This is a genomic window from Mesorhizobium sp. M0145 (genome assembly GCF_040322355.1).
Classification (GTDB): domain Bacteria; phylum Pseudomonadota; class Alphaproteobacteria; order Rhizobiales; family Rhizobiaceae; genus Mesorhizobium.
Genome location: NZ_JAMYTK010000041.1, coordinates 1 through 25154 on the forward strand (window position 1 = coordinate 1; position 25154 = coordinate 25154).

At 58.8% G+C, this 25154-nt stretch carries 16 protein-coding genes and 7 pseudogenes; 9 read left to right on the forward strand and 14 right to left on the reverse strand.

Going from position 1 to position 25154, the window contains the following annotated elements; genetic code table 11:
* Positions 1–379: 379 nt before the first annotated feature.
* Positions 380–1402: an IS110 family RNA-guided transposase gene (locus tag NKJ28_RS31260; RefSeq protein WP_352638348.1), complete on the reverse strand. Its 1023-nt coding sequence runs from the start codon at positions 1400–1402 to the stop codon at positions 380–382.
* Between the two features lie 995 nt (positions 1403–2397).
* On the opposite strand from NKJ28_RS31260, the gene NKJ28_RS31265 reads away from it, so the two are divergent.
* The 3 genes and pseudogenes from NKJ28_RS31265 to NKJ28_RS31275 all read left to right on the forward strand — a co-directional run bounded on the left by NKJ28_RS31265 (position 2398) and on the right by NKJ28_RS31275 (position 6851).
* Positions 2398–3684: an aminotransferase class I/II-fold pyridoxal phosphate-dependent enzyme gene (locus tag NKJ28_RS31265; protein ID WP_352638350.1), complete on the forward strand. Its 1287-nt coding sequence runs from the start codon at positions 2398–2400 to the stop codon at positions 3682–3684.
* A 319-nt stretch (positions 3685–4003) separates the two neighbouring features.
* A pseudogene (locus tag NKJ28_RS31270) lies at positions 4004–4300 on the forward strand (hypothetical protein); the annotation flags it as partial.
* Between the two features lie 85 nt (positions 4301–4385).
* Positions 4386–6851, forward strand: a complete 2466-nt coding sequence (locus NKJ28_RS31275; protein WP_352638351.1) for a CaiB/BaiF CoA-transferase family protein — start codon at positions 4386–4388, stop codon at positions 6849–6851.
* A gap of 773 nt (positions 6852–7624) precedes the next feature.
* Here NKJ28_RS31275 and NKJ28_RS31280 read toward each other — a convergent pair.
* Together NKJ28_RS31280 and NKJ28_RS31285 are read right to left on the reverse strand one after the other, a co-directional pair.
* A pseudogene (locus NKJ28_RS31280) lies at positions 7625–7702 on the reverse strand (MaoC family dehydratase); the annotation flags it as partial.
* A 96-nt stretch (positions 7703–7798) separates the two neighbouring features.
* On the reverse strand, positions 7799–8614 hold the full coding sequence (locus NKJ28_RS31285) for an SDR family oxidoreductase (protein ID WP_352638352.1): 816 nt from the start codon (positions 8612–8614) through the stop codon (positions 7799–7801).
* Between the two features lie 489 nt (positions 8615–9103).
* On the opposite strand from NKJ28_RS31285, the gene NKJ28_RS31290 reads away from it, so the two are divergent.
* Positions 9104–9808, forward strand: coding sequence for a hypothetical protein (locus tag NKJ28_RS31290; protein WP_352638354.1), 705 nt, complete (start codon positions 9104–9106; stop codon positions 9806–9808).
* Between the two features lie 114 nt (positions 9809–9922).
* Positions 9923–10657: pseudogene (locus tag NKJ28_RS31295) on the forward strand (IS5 family transposase); the annotation flags it as partial.
* A 679-nt stretch (positions 10658–11336) separates the two neighbouring features.
* Here the strand turns inward: NKJ28_RS31295 and NKJ28_RS33115 are convergent.
* The 3 genes and pseudogenes from NKJ28_RS33115 to NKJ28_RS31310 all read right to left on the reverse strand — a co-directional run bounded on the left by NKJ28_RS33115 (position 11337) and on the right by NKJ28_RS31310 (position 13311).
* A complete protein-coding gene (locus NKJ28_RS33115) occupies positions 11337–11702 on the reverse strand; it encodes a hypothetical protein (RefSeq protein WP_502902245.1) in 366 nt (121 codons plus the stop codon).
* Positions 11617–11835: pseudogene (locus tag NKJ28_RS31305) on the reverse strand (transposase); the annotation flags it as partial. The gene NKJ28_RS33115 and the pseudogene NKJ28_RS31305, both read right to left, overlap by 86 nt.
* An 807-nt stretch (positions 11836–12642) precedes the next feature.
* The gene (locus NKJ28_RS31310) at positions 12643–13311 is read right to left on the reverse strand and encodes a hypothetical protein (RefSeq protein WP_352638355.1); all 669 of its coding nucleotides are present in this window, start codon (positions 13309–13311) and stop codon (positions 12643–12645) included.
* Positions 13312–13788: 477 nt separating this feature from the next.
* Between NKJ28_RS31310 and NKJ28_RS31315 the strand changes: the two genes are divergently transcribed.
* The gene (locus NKJ28_RS31315) at positions 13789–13983 is read left to right on the forward strand and encodes a hypothetical protein (protein WP_352638356.1); all 195 of its coding nucleotides are present in this window, start codon (positions 13789–13791) and stop codon (positions 13981–13983) included.
* Between the two features lie 717 nt (positions 13984–14700).
* On the opposite strand, the gene NKJ28_RS31320 is transcribed toward NKJ28_RS31315, so the two are convergent.
* Together NKJ28_RS31320 and NKJ28_RS31325 are read right to left on the reverse strand one after the other, a co-directional pair.
* Entirely contained in the window at positions 14701–15729 is a 1029-nt protein-coding gene (locus tag NKJ28_RS31320) for a cyclase family protein (RefSeq protein ID WP_352638357.1), read from the reverse strand.
* 756 nt (positions 15730–16485) lie between these two features.
* Complete coding sequence (locus NKJ28_RS31325; protein WP_352638358.1) at positions 16486–16671, reverse strand: hypothetical protein; 186 nt, start codon at positions 16669–16671, stop codon at positions 16486–16488.
* Positions 16672–17256: 585 nt separating this feature from the next.
* Between NKJ28_RS31325 and NKJ28_RS31330 the strand changes: the two are divergent.
* A pseudogene (locus NKJ28_RS31330) lies at positions 17257–17536 on the forward strand (integrase core domain-containing protein); the annotation flags it as partial.
* A gap of 12 nt (positions 17537–17548) precedes the next feature.
* Here NKJ28_RS31330 and NKJ28_RS31335 read toward each other — a convergent pair.
* From NKJ28_RS31335 to NKJ28_RS31350, 4 genes are all read right to left on the reverse strand, one after another.
* Positions 17549–19636 carry a recombinase family protein gene (locus NKJ28_RS31335; protein ID WP_352638359.1) on the reverse strand — a complete coding sequence of 696 codons (2088 nt, stop codon included), beginning with the start codon at positions 19634–19636 and terminating at the stop codon, positions 17549–17551.
* Positions 19626–19823 (reverse strand): hypothetical protein, encoded by a 198-nt coding sequence (locus tag NKJ28_RS31340; RefSeq protein WP_352638361.1) that lies wholly within the window; start codon positions 19821–19823, stop codon positions 19626–19628. The genes NKJ28_RS31335 and NKJ28_RS31340 overlap by 11 nt, the downstream gene beginning before the upstream one ends.
* Positions 19824–20361: 538 nt before the next feature.
* A complete protein-coding gene (locus tag NKJ28_RS31345) occupies positions 20362–21207 on the reverse strand; it encodes a LuxR family transcriptional regulator (RefSeq protein ID WP_352638362.1) in 846 nt (281 codons plus the stop codon).
* A 505-nt stretch (positions 21208–21712) separates the two neighbouring features.
* On the reverse strand, positions 21713–21907 hold the full coding sequence (locus NKJ28_RS31350) for a hypothetical protein (protein WP_352638363.1): 195 nt from the start codon (positions 21905–21907) through the stop codon (positions 21713–21715).
* Here NKJ28_RS31350 and NKJ28_RS31355 point away from each other — a divergent pair.
* Complete coding sequence (locus NKJ28_RS31355; protein ID WP_352638378.1) at positions 21884–22105, forward strand: hypothetical protein; 222 nt, start codon at positions 21884–21886, stop codon at positions 22103–22105. The two genes, NKJ28_RS31350 and NKJ28_RS31355, sit on opposite strands and share 24 nt — an antisense overlap.
* Before the next feature lie 188 nt (positions 22106–22293).
* On the opposite strand, the pseudogene NKJ28_RS31360 reads toward NKJ28_RS31355, so the two are convergent.
* Positions 22294–22650, reverse strand: a pseudogene (locus NKJ28_RS31360) (transposase family protein); the annotation flags it as partial.
* A gap of 15 nt (positions 22651–22665) precedes the next feature.
* Between NKJ28_RS31360 and NKJ28_RS31365 the strand changes: the two are divergent.
* Positions 22666–22836: pseudogene (locus NKJ28_RS31365) on the forward strand (transposase); the annotation flags it as partial.
* Between the two features lie 1288 nt (positions 22837–24124).
* On the opposite strand, the gene NKJ28_RS31375 reads toward NKJ28_RS31365, so the two are convergent.
* Positions 24125–25024: a MurR/RpiR family transcriptional regulator gene (locus NKJ28_RS31375; protein WP_352638365.1), complete on the reverse strand. Its 900-nt coding sequence runs from the start codon at positions 25022–25024 to the stop codon at positions 24125–24127.
* Between the last annotated feature and the right edge of the window lie 130 nt (positions 25025–25154).

Sequence of the window (25154 nt, forward strand, 5' to 3'; positions counted from 1 at the left end):
CTTCCCCTTCCACGGGAATCGGTGATCGCAACGTCACCACCGTGCCATGGCCGCTCGCCCCTCAGAGCAAGCGCCGTTCTCTCTCCAAAACTTTTTGCAGAACCTTCAGCACATCTGTGGACGCCCCCGTGAGCGCAAGAAGAATCTTCGAAAGACGGTATAGCGGCGCGTAGTCGGGTGCTGACATCTGTCCGGCCTCTGATGCGACCTTCCATTTGCCGCCGGCCCGTATGGGAGTTCGCCGATCGGATCCATATCACTACCGCGCGCTCGAAGCGCTCTGTGCTGAACTGGTTTTTCCGATCCGTCTCTCATCGACTGTCGCGCCATACCTCTCCGTGTGACCTTCCTACACCTGCGACGACCTCAGACCGAGCTGCTATGCTGCCACGGCCGGAGCCCTGTAGGTCCCACCTCTTGCCATGAGCGCCCAGACGATGCGGGCCATCTTGTTGGCAAGAGCGACGACCACAAGCATTGGCGGCTTGCGGGCGAGCATGCGCCCAAGCCACGATCCTTCCCGAATGCCTCGCCGACGAGCATGACGCACGACAGCGCTCGCTCCGATGATAAGCAGGCGCCGCAAAGTACGCTCGCCCATCTTCGATGTTGCACCGAGCTTCTGTTTACCGCCGGTTGAGCGTTGCAGCGGCGTCAGGCCCAGCCAAGCGGCGAAGTCGCGCCCCTTTCGGAAGATCGCGGCGCAAGGCGCCAGTGCAACCAGAGCCGTTGCCGTTATCGGACCAACGCCGGGGATTGTTGCCAACCGCCGCACGTCTTCATCCTCTCGGGCACGCCGTGCAATCTCGGCATCGAGCTGCTTGATCCTTTCCTCCAGCGATCTCAGCGTATCGACCAGCATGGTGAGGGCCAGGCGGGCTGCTTTTGGCAGATCGCCCTCAGGATCCTCTACCTTTTCCATCAGCTTGGCGGTGTGAGAAGGGCCCTGGGCAACGACCAGTCCATATTCTGCGAGATGGCCGCGCAAGGCGTTGATCGTCTGGGTGCGCTGCCGCACCAGCAGATCACGAGCCCGGAATACGGCCGCACTCGCCTGCTCCTCCTCACTCTTCACGGCGACAAAGCGCATGGTCGGCCGCTGCGCGGCCTCGCAGATCGCCTCGGCATCGGCGGCGTCGTTCTTCTGCCGCTTCACGAAAGGCTTCACATAGGATGGCGGGATCAGACGAACGGCGTGCCCGAGCTTGCCGATCTCGCGCGCCCAGTGATGCGCCCCAGAACAGGCCTCCATGGCGACCAAGCAGGCCGGCTGCCCAGCGAGAAACGCAAGCACCTTGTCGCGTCGCAGTTGCTTGCGGAAAACAATGGCGCCCGCCGCATCGGCTCCATGCGCCTGAAATACATTCTTCGCTAGGTCCAACCCGATCGTGTTAACTTCCATTGTGGACGCTCCCTCTCTTACGGTGGCTGTCAAACACCACCATTCTGGCACATCGATGCCGTCGAGGGGGCGTCCACCCCATCACTATCGTCCGTGCTCGTGACCCGTCGACAACAAGTCGCTGCGCCATGAGGCCTCGCTGCCACATCCTTGAACGTCCCTGCGCGCGCGCCGCCAAGCGCGACGGTTAGGTCGGGAAGAGGAGAGGGTGGCGATCGGCCGAACTAGGAGATGAGAAATTGAATCAGGATCAGGTTTGACAATCATCGCCACTACAATGTTAGCAGGCTTAATCGCGGACCAGAAGAACGACGAAACGGATGCGATCGTCGAGGCAGCGCAAGCGGCCCACGATGCGCTTCGTCGAAACGAAGGAGCAGAGTCTCGGTCCATAATGTTTGGCACCCGTGAACAGCTTTCAATCAGCGCACTGAGTTGGTCAACGCTTTGCGCGCGCACCTCTAAGAGCTCAGCCCGATCGCGCCGCGAGGAATTCGTTATCTGAGCCGACTTGAACGTCTTTTTGAGCACGAGAACGTGTGTTTCAGACGATCGTGAGCACCGACTTCACACGCGTCGTGCAAGGATTTCGCGGGATCGTGAGCATCGACTAAAGCGTAACGGAGCTGTGGCGTCTGCTTGCAGAGCTCATGTACGCGTGGCGATAGCCTTGAGAATAATAGCAGCGAGTTGGGCGCCGCATCGCTACAGCCACAAAACACTGCCGGTCGCCCCGAATGGGGGCCTGCGACATCGCCCCTACTGACGGCGCAGCAATCAGAGACACGCCTTAAGCGCTCGGGCCCTATCTGGGTTGGTAGGTGTCCAAGCGACGTGGCCAGTGGTTTAGTTGGCTTGAACCCAGGTGCCGATCGAGTTGTGGCAAGATCCGTGCGGCACTTTCGATTCGGACCGATGTCGCCAAGCCGCGCTGTTGTGCCAACTCATCTGAGTGGTCGCGGGCGTATTTTGGGCAGATCAGAATGGAGAATGAGATGCAGCAGCGGGTCGCTCTCTCGCATGGTGATCGCCCGACCGGACTCTTTCGGAACACCGGCTACGTGGTCAACAAAAGCATGAAGTATTTCGATGCGGCCCACGAAGCTGGTCTCATGGCCGTCTCTGGGCGTTCCACGACCGGACGCGCCTTTGCTTTGGGCACCGGTCCGCTTAACAATCGACCGCAGGCAATTGATTTCGTGCGATGCTCCTATCTGGGTCTCGACAATCATCCGGTGATCATCGCTGGCGCGATCGAGGCGATTGAGGCGCATCGGTCATTGCATTGGTCGTGCGCACGAACGCGACTCAATTTCGATCTTCTCGCAGAGCTTGAAGCAACCCTGTCGGAAATGTTCTCCGCGCGTGTGCTCACCTATTCCAGTGTCATGCTCGCCAATCTGGGCGCGATGCCCCTCCTTGCTTCGGGCCAATTGACGGGCGGAAGGAAGCCGGTCGTCGTGTTCGATCGCGTTGCGCACATCTCGCTCGCCCATCACAAGCCGGTGGTGGCTGATGAAACGCGGGTGGAAACGATCGCGCACAACGACATCGACGCTCTCGAACGATTGTGCCGCCAAGAGCCGGTGGTCGCCTATATATGCGATGGCGTTTACTCCATGGGTGGCCATTCGCCGCTCAAGGAACTGCGCCAACTCCAGGAACGCTATGGGCTCTTTCTCTATGTCGACGATGCTCACGGCATATCGCTGTTCGGACGCCAAGGCCAAGGATTTGCGCGCTCTCAGTTTCCGCAAGAGCTTGGTGACCGCACGATCATAGCAGCCTCGCTGGGCAAGGGATTCGGCGCATCGGGTGGCATGTTGATGCTCGGAACGGCTGACCAGGAGATTCTGTTTCGACGTTACTCCGTCCCCCATGCGTTCTCGGCGGCCGCCAATCTGGCGGCAGTTGGTGCGGCGCTTGGCTCGTGCAAGATTCACCGCTCGGCAGAACTCGGCCAGCGGCAAAGGCAGTTGGCGCAACGCATTGACCTCTTCGACCGTCATGTCGCAACCGCCCAGCAAGGCAGTTCGCTTCCGATCAGAATGATCGCCATCGGATCGGAGGCCAAGGCGATCGCAATCGCAAGAGAGCTTCTCGATGCCGGCTTCTATACCTCGGTGACGTTTTTCCCGACAGTTCCGCAACGAAAGGCAGGTATCCGGGTGTGCGTTACAGCCGATCATGAGGTCCGAGACATAGAGCGGCTGTGCGACCGCATTTTGGAAAAAGTAGCCGACAGAACCGCCGAGCCTCATACGCGACCAAGTCTCCCCTGAGGTGATCATGACGATTCAGCGGAGGAATTTCATGGGACTGCCAGATGCCAGGACGCCCTCGTTGCGAGGTGTTGCGATCGTCAACGCAACTCATTTCGACCCTGAAGCCGCTCTCAGCGTGGTGGCGGTCTACGACCACTCGGTGCGCGTCAGCACCCAAGGGCACATGAATCCTAAGAAGAGGGATCGCATGCTGGCGCCGGCCGAGGGGTCGCGAATGCCGCTGATGTTGTATGCGGAAGGCGGCGGAGGTCGGCCGGCCGACACCGATCGGCTTGACATGACCCGTTCGAGCCGTCTTGCGTGCAGCTCGCGAGGCTTTCCGGCCTGGTGGCCGACCGCCGAATTCGGCGGCATGGAGTTGGAGGGTTACGGACGGCTTGGCTTCCGCAAGGAGATGGAGGGGATCGCAGATTCCGAGCGCGAGGACTGTCGCCGCAAGAAAGTCGCGGAATTCTATGCCAACGGGACGGTCGTATCAATTGGCTCGGTATTCGACATCGACAACGCAATCGATCCCGCGGAGCCGCGGCGGGGGATCAAAGTGGGTCTTGCGTTGGTCCCAGTGCCGCCGCCTCGTACCAGTCCCAAATGCCGGTGTATCGATGTCTGGTGAGCAGCGCCGCGCTCGTGGTTGCACAGGCTCGCATCGCGTAGCCGATGATTCCGGAGCATCAGCATGGCCGGGGAAGGAGCCCTCGATGGGAGTGTTGTCGCATCTGCGGGTCGTCGAAATCGGTAGCTCGGCCGCAACCAGTTATTGCGCGCGGCTGTTTGCCGACTTTGGCGCCGACGTTCAGAAGGTCGAGCCGCCAACAGGCGATCCACTTCGCCGCACCGCGCCAGTCACGCCCAGTGGACAGAGCGCGTGGTTCGCATTCCTGAACTTCAACAAGTCTAGCAACATCATCGATGCCACCGACCCAGACGCGATCACACGGCTGACTGCACTAATTGAGAATTGCGACATTCTGGTCGATGGCCGCGATGTCGATTCCGCGGATTGCCCGTCCGTTGATATCGCCGCAATCCGGCAGCGGCGCCCCGGGTTGACCTACCTCGAAGCGAGCTGGTTCGGCCGCGAAGGGCCCTATGCAGACTTCGCAGCAACTGATTCGACTGTCCGCGCGCTCGCCGGCTTTGTCAAGCTGGCCGGACCGGTCCAGGGCCCGCCGGTGCACGCACCGGATTTCCAGACGGGTATCCTTGCTGGCCTGTGGGGCTTCATTGCTGTGGCTTCTTCGGCGGTTGCGCGAATGCAGGGTGGGGCAGGGCGGTCGTGGTCCCTGAGTATTTTCGAATCGAGCCTCGCTGTCAGTGAGTATCTTATGTTCGAGGCGTTTGCGCGCGGCGGCGTGATGCACCGCATTGGTACTAACCGGTTCTGGCCGGGCTTTCCGGTCGGCATTTACGAAACCAAGAGGGGTTGGCTTGGCGTCACGACGTGGACGCCGGCACAATGGCGCGCATTCTGCGACATGCTCGGCCTATCCGAATTGCGTGATGATCCGGCTCTGGTCCTCGCCGAAGATCGTCTTCAACACATGGAACATATTGAACGACAGTTCATACCAAAGCTGAGGGAGCGAACAGCGCAAGATTGGTTCGAGGAGGGATTGAAACGGAAGATCCCGATCGTGCGAGTACCGGAAATATCCGATCTGCTCCTCGATACCGAGAAAAAAGCGCGTGGCGCGATCGTGCCTATCTTGCTTGGCGAAGAAGATGGCTTGACCGCTGGCTCTATGCAGCGGCTGACATTGACCCCTCCGCGCCGCGGGGGGAAGGTTCCAGCTCCCGGCGAGCAGCAGGCCTTCGCGAAACACCGAACTCACTTGACCGGCAACGTATTGACGTCAGGCTGCATCGATGCCGGCTGGCAGCCGTTGCAGGCGGTTCGCGTGATCGACTTCTCGATGGGCTGGGCGGGCCCGTTGTGTACGCGCACCCTGGGTGATCTCGGCGCGGACGTCATCAAGATCGAGGCTATCCAATATCCGGACTGGTTTCGCGGCGTTGATCGAAGCCCTGCTTATGTCGACGACCATATGTACGAAAAGGCGATGTGCTACTGCATCATGAACCGCAACAAGCGCGGTATCACACTCGACCTGAGGCGGCCGCAAGGCCTCATTCTTGCAAAACGGCTTATAGTGGGAGCCGATATTGTCGTCAGCAATTATTCGGTCGACGTGCTGCCAAAGCTTGGGCTCGGGTACGACGTGTTAAAAACGCTGAACCCACGCCTAGTCATGATGTCGATGTCTGCCTTTGGCGACGACAGTGTTCATCGCGCTTGCCGGGCCTATGGCTCGACTCTCGAGCAAGGCTCAGGGTTGCCTAGTGTGATCGGAGATCCTGACGGGCCGCCCGTGATGAGCCAGGTCGCCTTCGGAGATGCCGTCGGCGGGTTGAACGGCTGCGTTGCAGTTCTGGTTGCATTGATTCACGCCCGGAAAACAGGGCAGGGACAGTTCATTGATCTAGCGCAGATCGAATGCATGATGCCGTTTGCGGCACCATGGATCACCCTCAGCTCGATGGGTGGTTTGCCGCCACCAAAGTATGGAAATCGACATCCCCAGTTTGTACCACATGGCTGCTTCCGATGTGCGGGAGAGGACAACTGGATCATGGTAGCCGCAGCTGACGAGAAGATGTGGCAAAGGCTAGCCGTTCTTATTGGTCGGCCCGACTGGGCCACAGATGCGTCGCTGAAATCTGCAGAAGCTCGCCGCGCCGTTGAGGATCTTATCGAGGAAGGCATCGCAGCCTGGACGCGCAGCCGCGACGCGGACGAGGCCATGTCCGAGTTGCAAGCAGCAAAGGTTGCTGCCGGCGTGGCTCGCGTCCCAAATGACCTGCTTGCGGATCGGCATCTCGCCTCGCGCGCGTTTCTGCAACAAGTTGAACGTGCTTTCGTGGGCCTACATCCGCAGCCGTCGATGCCGATCCGCGAAGGTCCAGGGCCCTATGCGATTCGCACAGCAGCGCCGACACTCGGACAGCATAACAGAGACATCCTTTCAGGGCTTCTCGGCCTCCCCGATGCCGAGATCGCACAATTATTGAGGGAAGGCATCATCGGTATGGTGATGCTCTCCAAGGGAGATCTGTTACAAGCAGAGAAGTGTCGTCAGACTGACAAATCGACGCTACAATCCTGAATGAACTGCCTCTCAGGCCTTGCAGATTGGCACCGCTGATTAGGTTGGGTGTTTGATCCCAGCTGATGATGCTGAGGTCAAGAGGGCTGTCTGGGCTGCATCGTGTTCCTCCAAATTGGCTACTGAATCCAGAGATCGGCCCGTGTGACGCGGCTCTGTTATTCGAGTCTGGTCAAAACTCACATAAGGCAAGGGCCTAGAAGACGAGACCCATCTTTGATACGACATTCAAGCCAGCTGCAATCTCGGTTCGCCTCTTGGAATCCGCCAAGACTGATCGGCCCCCGGGCATGGGTGTGTTGGTATGGTCGCACGCCGGCCGCAGGCGAACTAGTCATGGACGAAATCCAAGTGCGCATTTGCCCGTGCTTCGACCAAGTTCGGTGCTCGCGTGCCGACAATCCGTCGCCGGACGGTTGCTGTCCACACCAGCCTCCAGCCTCCCACGCAACTCTGCCTCCAGCGGCCGGCGGGACGGATAGCGGATCATCTGCAATGGGCGCTGACGATGAGTAGGCCCCCCGACATGCCTAAGATGGTTCTCAGATGCGCCAGCGCATTCGGCCGGGCATCCGCTCACTCCGCGTCAGCGCGGGGCCACGGCTGCCAGAACATGCCTACGAAAATCAAGCGACAGGCTTTCGACACGGCCGGTCGCGGCAGGCAGTTTGAATCATCAAATTGCGGAACGGCCAAACGATTCATCAGCTCGCGTGCCGCTTGCGTCTCGGACGTCATCGCCGAGAACGGTGACATCAGCAATAAGCTACGTGCGACCCGCCGAACGACGGCTCCTTCGCTGCACGCTCCGGGTCGACGTGCATGAATTGATGATCATCAGTCTCGTCTGCAACTGGGCGATCGTCTTCTATGTGACTGCGCGGCACGGCGACGCCAGTTTCCTTGCCGCGCTGGCGTCAAAAGTCACTGACTGCTCCTGGCGCGCACTATTCCCTGAAGAAGCTTATGCCATGCCGCACGGACTGACCGCCATCGATCGGCAGGATCGCTCCGGTGACGTAGCAGCCTGCCCGGCTGCATAGAAACAGCGTCGCGCCGGCTATATCATCGGGCCTGCCGATCCTGGCCAGCGGGATGCGACTGCTCATCCGTTGAGCCTGTTCATCGGTGGCGGTGGCGAAAGCAGTCATCCGGCTGCGGAAGGTACCGGGCGCGAAAGCATTGACGGTGATCCGCCGTGGCGCGAATTCGTGTGCAAGCGTGCGCGTCAGGTGATGAACGGCGGCCTTGGAGGCGGTGTAGGAATATGCGCCTTCAGCGATCGGTTGGGTTCCCATCACCGAGCCGACATTGATGATCCTCGCAGGGTCGTCGTCGTTTGCCGCCTCTTCAAGCAGAGGGAGAAGCTCGCGCGTCAGATGGAAAAGCCCGGTAACGTTAACGGTCAGCACGCGTGCCCATGCCTCATAGGGGAAGGTGTCAAGTCGCTCACCCCAAGTGGCGCCGGCATTGTTGACGAGGATGTGCAGCCTGTCGGTCCGCCTTTTCACTTCATTGACCAGTTCGGTGATGCCCTCTAGGAAACTGATGTCTCCGGCAAACCCTTCCGCTTTGCCCGGTGCGCCCAACATGTTGACGTCTTCGGCTGTGCGCTCGCAATCGGCGCCCTTGCGGGATGCGATCATGACGTCTGCGCCGCCCTGGACTAGGGCGGTCGCAACCATTCGTCCGATGCCCGTCGAGCCGCCCGTCACAAGTGCCTTCTTACCCGTCATCGAAAAAAGTTCGTCGAGGTAGCCCATTGGATCTCCTGCTGCTCGTTTCTCACGGACTCTGTTGACACGGCCGGCGTCCCCACCGATGGCCTGCCGGTAAAGGCACAACGGCGCCCCGGCTCCAACGTAAGGGCTGCAACCGCGTGCCCTCGAGGATGGCCTTGTGTCCCAAGAGTTAAGCGGTCATTGCTCTCAAGAGCCACGGTCAACCTCTGCTCCGATAACATCAGCCTCTGCCTCGATAACAAAAGACTGAAGCCACTTCTTCATTACGCGCATGACTTGCCGACGATCTTCGGCGCCAAAGCTTCGGAAGTCCTCATGGAATGAAAATTGGCATCAGAATGGCTTTGTTGCAGGGAGCTGAATTGGGCATGCCGGCTCTCCGTGCGCCCCAATTCAGCTCCCTGCAACCCATGAAAGTAGGTAGCATTTCGATCCGTGTTAACGTTGTACCATCCATTAAGAACGCGCCTTCCAGTCCTGGCGCAGTTCAGCAGGATAGGGCAAGCTGCTATGACGAAAAGCGTAGTTAATCCGTTGAACATCTCACGCTACCTTCAAACATATGACGACCACGCAGCCCAAAAAGGCATAAGAATTTCGATAGGTTTCGATTTTCAAAAATACGTCTCGATCACTCGGGCCACACCGACAAAGAGTCCAACATATCCAAATTTTCGACCAGATCGTTCGCCAATTAAAGCAGGCGAGGGATTTTGGATCGTCGGCGTTGACCATAATGATGATATCGCGCTTCTGGATGCTGCTCGATTATATGACCTTTCACGCAGCAATTTTGCAGATCATCTTCAGTCTCTGAAAGCGTTTTATGCTAACCCAACCATACAAGCTCATCCTAACGACAGTTGTTTTTGCACAGCACCGAGCGCTAAAAAGATAACCGGGAGGGTAGCGTACCTCGGGGACCTTTGGGTGCGCAAAGACTACAGAGGACAGGGCGTGCCTAGGATCGCGGCAGGAATAGCATTCGGCGTGTCTTTTGCCTTGTGGGCTCCAGACTTCATATGTGGGTTTGTAGCGCGTTGGTCATTAGATAAGGGCGTCGTTGCGCAATACGAAATGCCGCACCATGAACCGGGCGGGTTAATATTGAGGTTGGTAGATGAGAAGATTGTGGACGAAGATTGGCTTGTTTGGCTAACCGGCGACGAGTTGAGGAGCCGTATTGATTCTCATAACAAACCGAGCCGATTGTAGTCGCGTCATTTTCGTTGGCACAACTGCACTATGCGTATTGAATTGGGTCGCAAACTCATAAACTGGTATCGTGCTGATGTAAGTTCTGATTCAAGGCTTCTTTTGGAGCGTTTGATGCGTCGGTATGAATTGAGCGATTTTGAATGGGGCATCATCGTGCCTCATCTCCCCAACAAGGTCCGCGGTGTGGCATGGGTTGGTGACCGCAAGGTGCTCAACGGCATCCTGTGGCGTTTCCGAACCGGGTCTCCCGTAGGCTGATGTGCCGGAACGATACGGCCCCTACACCTCCTGCTATAACCGGTTCGTGCAATGGCGCGTCTGGGATCGGCTGCTGGCGGCGGTTTCCAAGGCTTTCGACGGCGAGATCATCATGATCGATAGCTCCTGTGTCCGCGTTCACCAGCATGCGGCCACGGCAAAAAAGGGGGCCATGACGATTGGTTGCATAGCAGGTTCCCGTGGCGGTCTCACGACCAAAATCCACGCGCTCGTCGATGCCGAGGGGCGACCTGTCGATCTGTCCTGACCGCCGGATAGGCGCATAATGGCAAGCTCGCCATCGCCATGCTCGACTCTCTCCAACCCGATACGATCCTGCTTGCCGACCGCGCCTATGACAGCAACGCCATTCGCGAGCTGGCGGCGCAACGCAGCGCTTGGGCAAACATCCCGCCGAAGAAAACCCGAACCGGCAGTTTCCCCTTCAGCCAATGGGTCTAGAAGCAGCGCAACCTTATCGAGCGATACTTCAACAAACTCAAACATTTCAGAGGTATAGCGACGCGCTACGACCGAGATCCGCTCAACTTCCTCGACGCTGTCAAACTCGCTTCGGTCCGAATCTGGTTGAAAAGTATGAGTCTGCGGCCTAACCCGCTGACGTGGGGGGAGTGTTTGGCGGGGTGGCCTTCTGATAACGACTTGGTCGCTAAAGACCAATCCATTTATCAATGAGAGCCACGCATGGCCGGTAAAGGTGACCCAATTGCCCCGACGCGTGATCGACGTTCTCCAGCCCTAGGGCGAACGGCCGAAATAGCGGGACTGCATCGAGTAAGTTCGTTGCGTGGCGACAGATTGCGAAGCGTCATGTCGAGCCCGCGCGCCGTTACCGCGCATTGCTCAAGAAAAATGTTATCGCGCGGGTACGTTGCTTCACCTAAAATGTTAGCCGTGAAGGCGCCGCCGCCATGATGCCTTCACCACCAGGCAAGCATCATGAAGACGAAGACGATACATGCCATGCGCCAATGCGGTCACGGACCGCTATGCGGCCGCAACGAGTAAGGACAAGCTCCGGATCCTGGAGGAGTTCATCGCGGCGACAGGGGATCATGAAAAGTCCGCAATCCGAGTCCTGTCATCCTGAGCCGAAGCACACCGCCAGACCGTCAGCGCTCAGAACACAATTCGCACGTCTTCGGCGAAACGTTCGTCAGCCAATGACGACAACCGGCTTCACGCAATGCCACCTTCGTACCGTCGCGTTGCTTCGCAGCCAGTTTGAACGACGGCTGGAAGAACTTCACGAACAGCCTGGATCCCCGTAGAGGCTCGTGATCGCCCTGGCTGCCGCCAAGTCTTCAAAGCGCCGATAGCCCAAGAGCTTCCGAACAACCGCCCCATTCTTCTGCTCTATCCACGCTTCGTCGTTCTTACTGTAAGGCGCGCGCGGTGAGTTCGATGCCGTGACCAGGCAATATTCGATCAACCTGTTGTTGACGAACTCGCCGCAATTGTCCACATCCAGCGATCGATCGCTTAGGCCGCCCCCATCGTAGTCCGAGAAGGTGTCCTCGTGGTCGAGACACTCGACCGAATCCGCGCGGGCTTGTCCTTTGCCCTGAGAGCGTGCGCCGGTTCGCCAATCTTGTGGCTTGCTCCCCGTCAAGATGATCGTCCAACTCGGCGTTCAGTATCCGCTCCGAAAGCGCCTTCTTCAGATCCTCAAGCCAACCGTCCTAGGCAAACAGCTCCTGCGGGTCGCGACCGGCCCGATCCAGTACTTCCTTCTCAATGGCCATGCGATGATTCTCCTTTCCATCATCATGGCCTCACGCACAAGATTCCTGACAGTCCCCTGTCATCCACCGCAGACTCCTGCGAGCGTCTCCTGCAGGCGGAGGGTATCCCGATGGCCGCCAAGAGCAAGCTGCGCGGGATCGCCGCCGACCTCGATCCCGCTGAGCTTCTGGATGAGATGCGAGCTGTATAGGCTTATCTGCCGGCCTTGGCTGACGGCCAAACATCGCCATAGACCACATCCGAACCGCTCAACCTGGCCGCGTTCGTAGCAAGCCTATCGAGCGCCTGCCACGCGGGCGAAACGTTCGACCGTCTCCATCGAAGCCAAGCCGCGTCACCTGCGAGGTTCACAAGAGGGGTCTCGACACAAACATCATTGCGGCTCGCTGCGCCGCGCTCAAGCCCGTGATCCCACCCACTCCTGCCGCGACTGCCGCGAAGATGCCGGAGAAGCCGAAGCCGGTCTACGCCGAGCCTGGCCAAGCCCGCCTCCAGGCGCTCCGCATGGTGTGGCCGATCGTTTGCGGCCGATTGGAGGAACTCCCAACATCAACCCCACGCGGCTCTTCGAAGATCTATGCGTCCAGCTTCCAGGTCGATTTACCCTCAAGCAGTACAAAACGCTTGTCGACGGGTCATCTCTTGTCCGGGTTCAAGACATACGAGGCGGATGGAGGTCACCAGAGCTGAGGGTTGAGAGATATTGGCTGGGGTTTGTCCGTCGAGAGCCTCGTGTGGTCTGTGGTTAATATCGGCGTGCGAAGGCGTCGTCGAAGGGCAGCAGCTTTTCGATTTGGTGTGGCAAGTCATGGACGGCATAGAACTCGTATCGCCATGCTCCGTTGCAGCGTTCGACGGCTCCGTTGAGCTGGGGCCGCTTTGGCGGCACACGAAGAGGTCGAGCTTGTTGGCCTGCATGCCTGTTCGAAGCTGGCGATGAACTCGGAGCCGCCATCGACCTGGATGCCAGTGACTTTAAAGGGCATTTGTCTGAGCACCTTGTCGAGGAAGCGGGCGGCGAGATCGGCGGTTGCGCGGCCGGCGATGCCGGCGACGGTCCATTTGGCGACTGGATGGTAGGCGGTGAAGTGCTTGATGGCCTTGCCGGGCGCGAGATTGACGAAGACGGTGTCGATCCGGACGATCTGGCCCGGCCATTTTGGTTTGAGGCCCTTGGGCAGGCGTCTGGCGTAGCGCTTGCCGACGACGCGGAAGCGGCGGCCGCCAGGCTTGCCCACATCGGGTTGCTCACCGCGTAGCTCCTCGACAGCTTGCACCAGCGCCGGGCTCCATTGCGGCCGGCGAACCCGGCGCGGCCGCCGCGACCTGGATTTGGGTTGTTTAGGCTTGCGGCGCAAAGTCGGGACCGGCACGAACAGACCGCGCTGCATCAGGCTTGTGAGGATGCGGCCGATGGTCGAGGTTGAGACCGCAACGCCTTCGCGGCGGATCAGCCAAGCCAGCTTTGGGCCCACCGATAGAGCGAGGCACGCGAGGCGCCAACGGCTTTGGCCGCCTGATCGGCCGAAAGGCCAGCGGCGCGTGCGCTTTGCCATCGCCTGACGGCGTCTATACTGATCGCGGCTTCATTCGATAAGGATTTCGCCGCGATCCGTGACGCCAGAGCACCGGCTCTGATAACATGACGCGGCAGGCCAAAAACCTGCATTGGGGGTTCTCCTGAAGTTTGATCTTCGCAACTTGGTTCGGAGACCCCCGAATTTTTCCCAACCCTTCCGTCTCACATCTGTCTGGACCTGCACATCCAGCAAAGAATGTCTACCAGCTTCACGGAGCATCGATGACGGGCCAGGTGAAGTTTCGCCGGAGGTTGCTACGCGGACAGTTTTTGCCTTCACGGAAAGCCAGCCTGCGGCTGTCGTTGTCATGGAGGCCTGTGGTAGCGCCCATCATTGGGTACGCGAATTGGTCAATCTCGGGCATGAGGTCAAGTGATCGCACCGCAATACGCGCGCCCCTTCGTCAAGCGCCAGAAGAATGATGCCGCTGACGCCGAAGCCATCGTCATCGCCGCGCAGCGCCCTGAGATGCGGTTCGTGGAACCGAAAAGCGCGGATCAACAGGCAAAGGGGGTTCACCTTTCGAGCTCCGGGAGCGCATTGTCAATCAGCGTACGGAACTGGTGAATGCGTTGCGTGCGGTGCTCTACGAGTAATGTTACGTTGTCCCTCTGGGATCGGGCATCTCAAGGTCCCTCTGGGATCGGGCATCTCAAGCGCATTGAGGCGATCGTCAAGGATGTCATTGTTTGTTCTCCCGGAACTCGTGCGGGAAGAATGCCGTGGTTTGCTGGATCGGAAAAGAGACCAGGATCGAAGACAAGACGCAGAAGGTCGTCGAGCTCGCCAAGCAAGACGATAAGGCGCAGCGACTTCGCGACTTCAGATCATGCCGGTGTGTGGTCGATGATAGCAATGGGTGATTTTGCGCATGGCTGGGATTGTTCCCCGGCAATTCTCATCGGGGACAAGGAAAGGCTCGGCAAGATATCGAATGATCCCGCCTTCGCCGTCTCCGAAGCGTTACTGGCGCCCGTTCTCGATCACCTCCAGCCGAACCGCATAGCCCTGGTTTGAGACGTCCTGAACGCCAATTTTGCCTTCTCGCTCCATGCAACAAACACCTATGCCAGAATCGGAGGTTCTTCGCACGATTAGGTCAGGCTGGCCCAAAGGGGCAAGTCGCTTACAGTGATTGGACCAATTCGAGGAATTGTCTAGAGGTGCTGGCTCATCTCGTTCGAACGGCTCATATGGATCTGCGTGAGAGCGGAGGCCGCCATAGGTCCCCGCCCTTGGCTTCAGACAACAACCTGCGTTGGTTTTCTGGTTTCAACACGATGGTCAAACCGTCGCTAGCGGCGTAACCGGCGAGCCCACAGCGCCAGGAAGGCAGAGCGGTGCCGCAGTGAGGAGGAAATATCGTCGTTGCCGTTGCCGCATCCACTTGGCGAGCTCCGAAAGGTACCAGAGCTCCCCCAGTGCGATCCCGACCTTGAAAAGGCAGAATTCGTGGAGTGGTAATGAGGCATGTTTTTCACCATCGGCTGCCCGTGCGGGAAGTGCCTCTATCCCGAAATTGTCCGAGATGAGCGCGGAAAGCCCAGTTCCATCAATCCACTTGAGCAGGCGTTGATCGCGTCCATCTAATTCGGGGCAGTGGGCAGGTTGTACGTCAGAGCGGTCGAGCGTGCCAGCAGATGAAACGATAAGGTCACCAAAACCAGAATAAAAGCACACTAGATCTCCCGGCTCGACTTTAATACCATCCGCCTGGATTATACGCATGATATCGTCGTAACTAACGACGCGTCGGCTGCGGCCGAGATGGTGACATAGATCAACCATTACGCCGCGCCCCTGCAGGCCTGCTCGCGCCATTGTCTCTACACCGAGACGAGATGTCCGCGCGCTGCCCGTCGCAGGATCTGGCGCAATCACATCAATGCCGGCGCGCCAACCGTTGTAGTAGACTGGCTCAGCAACTCCATCTGCATCGGCATCGAAACTCTGCCCCACATGGGCAAAAGTATCCCAATGCGTCGAGTATTGAGTTGCTAATGTCACGAAATCGTCACTGACGATATCGGTCGCCCCGACCTTTTCCTTAGCCAGCGGATAGTTGTAGTTGAGGGCACCTTCTTGGTCGCGTGACAGAGCGAACAATCGGGGCGGATGTCTCAGACGATGCACGACATTGCCTCCCGGCAAATTCAGTGGAAGGCTAAGGCAGAATGTCAGCCCTTCCTCAACATAGCCGGCCGCGCGCTTGCGGGCGTCTGGCGTAAGAAAATTGAGCCGCCCCAATTCGTCGTCGTCACCAAAATCGCCCCAGTTGGACCCGTCGGGTCTTCGTTTCCAGCGGCTAGGCATAGCAGGCTCCACATTTTTTAATGGATCGTAACGTTTGCCGCACGTCTTGCGACAGCTCGATCGGCACCGTGGCTCAGCCAACTAAACCACTGGCCACGTCGCTAGGACACCTACCAACCCAGATAGGGCTCGAGCGTGAAAACCGCGATGAACAACGAGCGGGTACAGAGTCGGGCGAGAATCCAGCGCTCGACAATCCGCAGAGCCGCTCGACCTTCGCCTTACAAAGCTTTTAGTTCCATCCGTGCGGGGTCGACCTGGGCTGACGGTTCGCGTTACGCAAGGGCAAGACGTTGGAGGCGATCAGTCGCGGCCGGAATTGAGGCGAGAACCGAATTTTGTATCGGCCGCGGACGGAACCTTGCCCAACATGCCGCGACTGATGCATCGCGGCCGAGCAGGCGGCATTCCGGATGGCCGACTTGGTGCAGTTGGGCGCGCTACTGGATCGTTTTTCTCGCATGTGGAAATGGACCATGATCATGTCTCGCGGCGTGCTGTAGCTTGGCGGCATCGGTCGCCGTGCTCTCGGTCTGTGCCCGGCTGACCAGCGCGCCACGGCAGGCAGGCTGATCAGGGGATCATCGCTGGGCCGTGTTCCGATTGTAAGCCGGCCATTTTCCGACTGATCCTGGGTCCCGTTGATGTCCGGATTGGATCTCGTTGCAGGTCAAACTTGCGCTGCTGTTTCAGACCCTCTTGCCCGCAGCGTGTTGATCTGATCGTCTGAGAGTTCGATTTGCCACGGCTGCCCCTTTAGAGCTGGCGTTCCTCGATCCAGCCGCGGGCGAGGTAGTCGAAGACGGTTTTGGATGTGACGCCCAGGGCGGCGGCCGCCCCTTGAACAGAGTAGGTTCCATCTGGCCAGCGGTCGGGATTGGCGCTCGTGCCATTGATCTTGACCGTCGAGTATGCCCCAACGTGTCCGCAGAAGCCAGACATTCTCACCTTTGAACGCGCAGCAGCGTGCTGCGACAAAGCCTCCCGCGTTCAACGCCAGCCCGATCACGCGGCTGCGTAGCCGCTCCAGATCGATGTAGTCGCCATAGGTGTGGACCCGCGTCGCGAGTGCCAGAGGCCGGGCAGATCTTCGCCCAGCTTTTGAGCCCTTGGCGGCCGGACTCGCTCAAGACCAAGGGCTCGTCATGTCGCTAGCGTTCGTAATCCCTGTTCGATCGCCTCGGCGGGCGCAGCTTCTCTTCCCACACGCGCTCCAGCGAACGCGCCACCAGACGGTTCTCAGGCTCTACCGCATCTTATTGGCGCCGTTCTCTTTCTGCCTCATAACGGGCCCGCTCGCGCCGCAGCGCCCACTGCCGCTCAAGCTGACGTGTCTCCTCTTCGATTTGGCCCAGGGCGGCGATGGCCATGGCGATCTTGTCCGGCCTCAAGGCCTCGAGCAGGATGCTTTGGACAGGCGCATCGACAGGCAGCGCACGCAGAAAACTGGCCGACTTTTAATTGGAATGCTGGCCGGCTTCAAATCGGATGGTGGCCGGTCTTGGGCACGGACGCAGGAAGGGCCGGAGGAACGATGACGTGGTCCTGGTACTGGAACAGGTCTGTCCGAAAAGGCTACCCGAAGACGATCCGCGTCGACCAAGGCTCCTAGTTTTCTCCCGCGACCTCGATCTATGCGCCCACGCGAAACGCGTGACGCTCGACGTTCAGCAGGGGCGGGAAAGCCACCGACAACCACTACATCGAAATTCTTCAACGGCCGCTTCAGGGCGGAGCGCTTGAACGATCATTGGTTTCTGACCCTTTGCCGACGCCGCTGAAAAAGTTGGAGGATTGGCGCAGACACTAGAATCCTGTTTCATAACACCCATCTGTCTATGCCGTTGAAGGGAATAGGTTTTGCTGATCGGGGTGCGATCCCGCGGGGTACTTCGGGTTCTGTCGCGCGATGAACAATCTGCTGGGCTCGCGGCTTTCCAAGTTCTGATCGGCTGAAGATCCACGGTCCATCCGGTAGAGGATGAATGCCTTCGATCTCGCCTGCTTCGACGGCTAGTCTGAGGGTCTTCGGTGCAACGCCGAGGAGGCGCGCCGCCTTGTTCAGGTTGAGCCATGGCTCGGTCCCATCCGGTGCCGGCCGGAAGACCGGGATCTTGTGATGCGATCTGTGTGCGGTGACCCGCTCCCGTGTCCAGCGATTGCCATGCCCGGTCACCACGCCGTTGCGGTTGAGAATGCCGGCGATCAGATCATCGCTGGCGATCAGCACCAGTTGCCGGATGGCTGTGATGATATCACCAGAGGTGCTGTTGCGCTGTCCACGCCGGCGCTTCGGCAGGCGCAGTTCGGTATGGGCGCCGCCAATCCAGTGGATCAGCAGCACGATCTCGGAGGCTTTATCGTCGATATCGGCGACCACCTCCTGAATGACAGTGCGCACGATGCGCTTCTTGAGCCTGGCGTCCGTTGTTGGCGCCGACCAGACAGCCTGAAGGTCTGTGGCCAGCGCCGTGATGCCCGTTGCCAACACAGGTGATGGCCTCGGCGTCGCGGCATCATGCGCGGCGATCTTGTTCTCGATCTCACCGACACGGATGAGTGCCTGGTTCCAACGCGCTTCCAGTTCCGCCGCGACCAGCCGGTTCTCGGGATCGGCCGCTTCATATTGCCGGAAGGCCCGGTCGGCAGCGTAGCGGGCAGCCTCAAGATCCCGACTGAGGGCGTCCCGGACCTGGTCACGACGATTGGCAGCTTGCGCCTCAGCTTCGGCAGCGGCAGCAATCGCTCCCGGCTCCACGACTCGCAGGAGCGCTTCCTCAATCGCATCATCGACGCGCAGTCCGCCAAAGGCGATGCATCGCGGCTCGCCATTGTCGAGCAGACCCCGCCAGCAGGAATAGCGCGGAATGTTGTGCTTGGTGCCGGTGTACCGCACCGTGAGCTTGCGGCCGCAGCGCCGGCAGCGGACACGCCCGGCGAGCAGAGCGTCGCCATGCTTGGGCGCCCCGTGATGCCGGCTCGTGGGCACGTTGTCGCTCACCATCTTGCGGATCGCCTCTGCCCTTTCCCAACTGACATAGCCCTCATGGCTGTCCGGGATCAGAGCCAGCCATTCCTCGCGCGTCCTGCGTCGGATACCTGCTCTAACGGCGGATCGCCCAAATCCCGGCGTGACACGAGTCTTACCATAGGCGTAGGCGCCGCCGTAGATCGGGTTCTCGATCATCCGGTGGATGGTCGCATAGCTCGGCCTGCGCCAGACCACGTCGCCATTGTTGCGCTTGGCGGGCAAATCCAGCCCATGCTCGAGGAACCACATCAAGGCCTGACGGGCGCTGCCGAGCTCGGCAACCTTGTCGAACACCAGGGTAATGGATTCCTGCACACGCCGATCAGGTTCCTTCTCAAGCCGATCGCCGACCTTCACGAAGCCGACAGGGGCTGCGACGACGAGTTCGCCGCGGTGGGCCTTCTCGTAGCGGGCCGACAGCGAACGCTGGCGCAGAAGATCGAGTTCATACTCGTTGAGACTGCCCTTCAATCCCAGCAGCAGCCGATCATTGCCCTGACGCGGCGCATAGACTGTCTCCTGGTCGATTAGCACGGTATCGACGACACGACACATCTCGATAAGCTGCTGCCAGTCGCGGCTGTTGCGGGCAAACCGCGACACCTCCCGTGCCGCAACCGCCCCAACCTTGCCGAGACAGACCTCGGCGACCATCCGATCGAAGCCGGCGCGTACCACGCCGCCGGCGGCGGAACGGCCGAGATCGTCATCGATCGTCTCTACGCGAGACCAGCCAAGGACCGTCAGGCGGTCGCGCATCGCATATTGAAGCATGCTGCTCTCACGATTGTGCAGGACCTGATGGGCTGACGACTGCCGCACATACAGGATCGCTTTGCGCTCCAGATGATGCGGCCCAATCTTCTCATGCATCATGATCCGCGCCCTCCCGTTTTGCGGCACTCTCGCCGTCGACGTGTCCGAGCATCAGGCTGACCATCAGCTTCGTCACTGATCGGCGCGCCTCGGCCGGCAGCGCCTGCCATTGCGGCGTCTGCACCGTGTCGGCGTCGTTCGGCTTCGAGAACAGATCGAACTGGTATGTCGTGGGCTGGCGCGGCATGGACATCTCCCCGATTCGCGTGACAGCCCAATGCTGCGCCCATCTCCGGCGATTGCGATGGGGCCCCCGTGTCGTGGAGCAGTTTCGCCAGGGTGCCCAGCGCGGCAAGGTAGACGTGCGGAGCAGTCGTGATGCGCCAGCTCGCGCTGAGGCTCCGATCGAACATCCACCCGGGAACCTCCAGCGAGCGATCCGATACCCGGCCAGAAAGACTGCAGCGGAAAACCTCTGCTTCGTTCTTGTCGATCACTTCATGAATATGGACCTGGCGACCCGCCCAAGGATGCCATGGATAGAGAAGCTCGCGCTCCGGGCCGGTTCCGTGGGTGTTCCGTCGCCGAGTTGTACAACAAGGTGCGCCCGCATGGTGCTATCGGCGCACAAGGGACCTCGTTGCTCAATTTAATGGCGCCGCCAGCCCGGCATCGTGAAAAGGCTCGGAAACTCCACCTTTCGGCCGTTCAAAATGGATAGGAGGCAAGAGGGCCTGAAAATCTAGCCGCCGCTGGATAAAAATTCAGCGGCCGTCAGCCGCTCCTTACAGTTCGATAATTCCGAAGTTTGCGGCTTTTATAGCAGCGACCGTTCTGCTACCAGTATCCAATTTTCGCATTGTGTTTTTTATGTGGAAATTGACCGTGTTTATGGATATCCCTAGGATTTTGCCTATCTCCCACGACGATTTCCCTCTCGCCGTCCACAGTATACACTCTCTTTCTCTTACGGAAAGCTCAGGAGCTTCTTGGAGACCGCTCATATTCCCGATCTGCGCGACTCTGAGATGGAAATGAAGCGCGGCAAGTTCCAAGTATGTGATTGTTCTATTTTGGAATCCATGGTCCCTGGATTGAGCAAAGCTCATGATGGCAAAGCTGCCTTGGGGGCCGTGCAATGGGACGCTGATGCCCGACTTTAAGCCGAACGTCGCGGCCTCATCGAAAACACGCCGTTCGTCTTCAGTCGTGGTTGCATCGTTGTACACATCGCTCCATCGAAATGCGCTTGTCCGTTGTCGACTTGTCCTGATGATGGGGTCTATTCTGTCATAACCCATTTCGAAATAGCGCTCCTGCCATTCATCAGGATAGTTCAGCATCGTCGCCGGATCGCATCGGACCGGCTTTAAAAATCTTAGGTCGGATGTTAGAGAGCCATAGGCGAGCCATGGGCAATCAAGATTCAGGGCGAAAGAAGATAATAGGTCAAACAACTGCTCGGATTGAGCAACAGCATCAGTCTGGTCAAGAAACCGGCCGAACTCCACCGCAAACGCCTCTCTGGCTGCTTTGGGGAAATCTATTGAGGGGACCAAAGAAGATTGGTCTGGCACTCTGGTTGCTAGCCCTCGAGCTTGAGAGATAGAAGTAATCGGCCGGCGTTCCATAGTCTCTGCTCCGCAGCCATTTGCGCCGGATATTGTAGCTGGCGCACAAAGCCGGCTCTAAAGCTACGGCTCTGCACGTGTGACCGGCAAGCCGGCATCGTCAAAACTGTATCACATACCCCAGCGCTTGAGATTATTATTGAGTGAAATTTGCGTTACGGAAGCTTCCAATCGAGTATATTTTCGTAAATAAATGCTTTGAATTCGTGGCTTTCACGAATTGATCTCGCTTTTTATATCATGTCGATGACTACATGCGTCTTGATAATGACCCGTCCCAGGAAGCCGTTGCTCATGCCGGTTATAAAAGCTCCCGTGCCGAAACCGACCAATAGAATGCCGCAGACGATTGGCCCGCCTTTCAACTGATCTCAGACCCAGAGACGAGCAGCACGAGGATGGAGATGCTTGCCACCCCGAAAAGGATTGCACGGGCTATCGCCGCCCTGATCCCCAAGGAAATCGCTGCGAAGCGGATTCGGAAATCGCTCCGAAGCGGATTCGGTCATGAACCGCCGTCGTCATTTCTCAAGGAAGAGGTGAAAAGCGGACTTTCCATTTGGTGCGCCATGTTGCGCCCGTGGCGCCAGTCGCTCGGCCAAGGCGAAAGCGGCCATTGGTCCAAAGAAGGCCAGGTCACGCCGCCCAAGGCCGGACCGATCCTGCGCACGATGTTATGCTCGACCGACATAAGCGTCACCGCGGCCGCGATGTCGCGCTCGACGAGGAAGTCGCCAATGGAAGCGTGCTAAGCCGGATCAGTCCGCGCAAAGCCGCAGCCAGCCAGGAAGCCCAGTCCGAGTATCAGCCAAGGATGAACAAAAGACCCACCGACATCATCAGCTTCGTTGATGCCAATGCTCACGCGTTCTCGCAAACATCACCCATCGGCGGCTGAAGTTATCCGCGATGGCGCCGGCGAGAATTGAGAGAAGAATACCGGTAATGTGGATGCGGCCTGCACGAGGGAAACTATCATGTCAGGAGCCCGAAATGGTCGCCATGAGCCAACTGATGGCAACTGTTTGCACGAGGTAACCCCGGGCTCGATATACCTGCCTAGATATCCAGATCGACCGAAACACACGAGGCATCGTCGATGCAGACATGGAACGAACTCCCAGCCGATGCCAAGGTGGGGCGATCGACCACGCTAGCTTGTCGTCCGTCGATGCGGTGTCCGACGGAGCCGATCCGGCCGAGCTTCTTAATATCACGAGGGATGAGCTCGCCGGGATACTCCCGCTCGTAGCGGCGCACGGGTTCCGGCTCTAAGGCGCTCAGCTTGTTCAATCCCAGCCGGCGCAGAACACGGCTGACAGTCGCAGGTGAGACGGCGGCCTCGGTTGAGATCTGTGCAACCGTGCGACGCTGGCGGCGTAGCCGTTCGATCGTCTCGATAGTTGCTGCAGATGTCGGTCGGCGCAGTCGATACGGCCCTGAACGGTTCAACGAGGAATCCGACGGCGCACCTATGTCGTCCGCATCTTCCCGAACACCGAAAGCTGCCTGCGCCTGGTCAGGGCGTTGGCCGTCAAGACCAACGAAAACTGGATGGAGGCCAACCGCTACATCAACATGGACGACCTGCGCGAGCACAAGAAGCTCGCTCTGCGCCAAGCCGCATGACCAGCACCATGCCCGCCCCTTTTTGCAGAACTTGACGCACACAACCCCTAGATGAGTGATCCTGCGATCCGCCGATCCTTCCGGGCGATACCGATCAACCCATTTTCGAACGGTCCGCGGGCAGATGCCTGCGACTTCGGCAACGGCCTGAGGCGCCTGAGACGGGTAACCCGGTTAACACGACGGACCGCGGTTGCGACGCGGGAGACGCCGGTACATTCGAACAGGCGCTTAGCGGCACCGACGCGAGGCGATTTTCGAGCACTGGGTCGCCCAGAATAATCAATTCTGCCCAAGCACCTGATACAGTCATCCCAGATGATGGGGAACTCAAATGTAGCTCCACCCTGCATCTGATCCGCCGGCCGAGGCGTGCTGCCGTTGCGCAGATTTCCTTGCCGTTGCAGATATAATGACCGACGCCATTGTTCCGCAGCGCGGACGTTTTCACGGCAGGTTGCAGTGAGTTAACGCGGCACTTAAAAGGTAGCAGGCTAAATGAGCCGGAGAGCGCAAAGTGCACGCAAACGCCGGAAACTGGAAGTTTAGGCCCCCAGAGCAGGCTGGTGGAGCGGACATTTTCCTTCTTGGAATTAAGATGATCGGCAATGTGCCGAAATGAGAGGACGCTTTGCGAAACTAGCACCTGAAGCCACGAGCTATTCCCTACGCGCTATCGTTGTCCTCACCGGCACTGGGCCGTGAGCACCCGTCGCCGACGAAGATCGTGTTGTGCCGACAAATGAAACATAGTGCCTTATCTCGTGGTCGTGGCGCCAGCGCGATTAGACGCACGAGTTCGATTCGGCTCGATGGCCCGGGGTGGCAAAAGGCAAAATGCGTCCCCTCATCGGGATAAGCAAGCTTATCGGCGCGCCTTCTTGGATATGCGGGATGTCGGCCACGGCCACCAGCATGAAATCGCGTCCAACGGCTCTCGCCTCATGCTGATAAATGCAGCCGCAGCAACCTTGAAGCCGGCACCGGCGCATGGCGAGCGTGTCAGCCGTAGCCAGGTGAGTGGATCTGGGACGGTTGCCGAGAAAGCCATCCTGTGTCGTGGGGGTAGGTTCCTTTCTTCGATATCGACAGCGGCTGCCTCTGCTCACGCGACGTTGTGGGCCGCCAGCACGAGAAGTCCTGTAGGCGCAGAACAGCTTGATCACTCGATGGGGAGCAGCCCAGGGCTGAAATCGCCAATTGCGTGCTCTGCGGGCGGATACCATGCCACCGATCTACTTCGGAGGTATTGACTCGAGACGGAAGCATGTTGAGTGCGCCTCGTTTCTCACGTCCAAGCCTTTGAGCGCCGCGCGGGTTCGGCCAGATATTCTCCCGTTTCGCGGATTTCCAGCTCATTGCGCTGGATACGCGCCAATGCGTCTGCGCCCAGCCTTGAGACTGTGAGCGCGACAAGAATGTTCGCGATAACATAAGCGCCTGCAACAGAGTCCGGAAAGGCGTAGCTTCGCGCTGTCATGAGGAAAAGATGGTCCGAAAACCGTGCAATTGGCGCGTTCTCACTGTCGGTAACGGCAATAACCGTCCCGCCTTGGGCCTTCGCATTTTTCGCCACGTCAAAGGTGACCCTGCTATAGGGGTGGGAAGTAAATCCGATGACCACGTCATTTCTCGTGAGGTCATCGAGTTCCAATCCTGATCCTCCACCGGTGTCAAGCAGGAACGTGTTTGGTTTGGCCTTCCGCAATGAATAGGAAAGCGAATAGGCCGGGGCAAAGAAGGGTCGGCGTCCGATCACATAGACCCGTGAGGCTTCGACCAATGCCTTTACCGCTGCTTCAAGCTGCTTCTCGCTCAAGGCAGTAACCGCTGCTCTTTGGGCCTCGATTTCACGCTCAGCGAACTGTGCAGCAAAACCAAGTGCACCTTCCTTCTGGCCAAGGGATATAAGCTCAGCAGCGCGGCCCCTGTTGCTGCTCTTAGTGTTGATCAATTCAGCAATATGGACCTCGCGGAATTCATCGAAACCCTTGAAGCCAAGATTCTGCGCCAACCGCACCAATGTTACTGAAGGCACCCGAGCGCGCTTAGCAAGCTCGCGCATGGAGCGAAAGGGTATCTCGTCGCGGTGGGCAATAAGGAACTGGATCGCAGCAGCCGCAGGCCCACGAGCCTCCGGCATGAGTTGCCGCAATTTCGCGTCTATGTCGGACGGTTTGGGATTCATGAATACGATCCGCAGTTGCTGATCATACGCTGCCACGATTCTCAGTTAGAAGCAATTGATCCATATTGACGAACGTTGAACTGTATGATCCAATGATCCTGACTGCAAGCCCGGAGCGTTTTCGAACGAT

Excerpts from the sequence above, each read along its gene's own strand:
- NKJ28_RS31265 (WP_352638350.1), top strand. The coding sequence starts at position 2,398 with ATGCAGCAGCGGGTCGCTCTCTCGCATGGTGATCGCCCGACCGGACTC.
- NKJ28_RS31375 (WP_352638365.1), bottom strand. The coding sequence starts at position 25,024 with ATGAATCCCAAACCGTCCGACATAGACGCGAAATTGCGGCAACTCATG.
- NKJ28_RS31325 (WP_352638358.1), bottom strand. The coding sequence starts at position 16,671 with ATGTCTGGCTTCTGCGGACACGTTGGGGCATACTCGACGGTCAAGATC.
- NKJ28_RS31285 (WP_352638352.1), bottom strand. The coding sequence starts at position 8,614 with ATGGGCTACCTCGACGAACTTTTTTCGATGACGGGTAAGAAGGCACTT.
- NKJ28_RS31345 (WP_352638362.1), bottom strand. The coding sequence starts at position 21,207 with ATGGAACGCCGGCCGATTACTTCTATCTCTCAAGCTCGAGGGCTAGCA.
- NKJ28_RS31290 (WP_352638354.1), top strand. The coding sequence starts at position 9,104 with ATGACGAAAAGCGTAGTTAATCCGTTGAACATCTCACGCTACCTTCAA.
- NKJ28_RS31275 (WP_352638351.1), top strand. The coding sequence starts at position 4,386 with ATGGGAGTGTTGTCGCATCTGCGGGTCGTCGAAATCGGTAGCTCGGCC.
- NKJ28_RS31355 (WP_352638378.1), top strand. The coding sequence starts at position 21,884 with ATGCTCGACCGACATAAGCGTCACCGCGGCCGCGATGTCGCGCTCGAC.
- NKJ28_RS31335 (WP_352638359.1), bottom strand. The coding sequence starts at position 19,636 with ATGATGCATGAGAAGATTGGGCCGCATCATCTGGAGCGCAAAGCGATC.
- NKJ28_RS31340 (WP_352638361.1), bottom strand. The coding sequence starts at position 19,823 with ATGCCGCGCCAGCCCACGACATACCAGTTCGATCTGTTCTCGAAGCCG.
- NKJ28_RS31260 (WP_352638348.1), bottom strand. The coding sequence starts at position 1,402 with ATGGAAGTTAACACGATCGGGTTGGACCTAGCGAAGAATGTATTTCAG.
- NKJ28_RS31320 (WP_352638357.1), bottom strand. The coding sequence starts at position 15,729 with ATGCCTAGCCGCTGGAAACGAAGACCCGACGGGTCCAACTGGGGCGAT.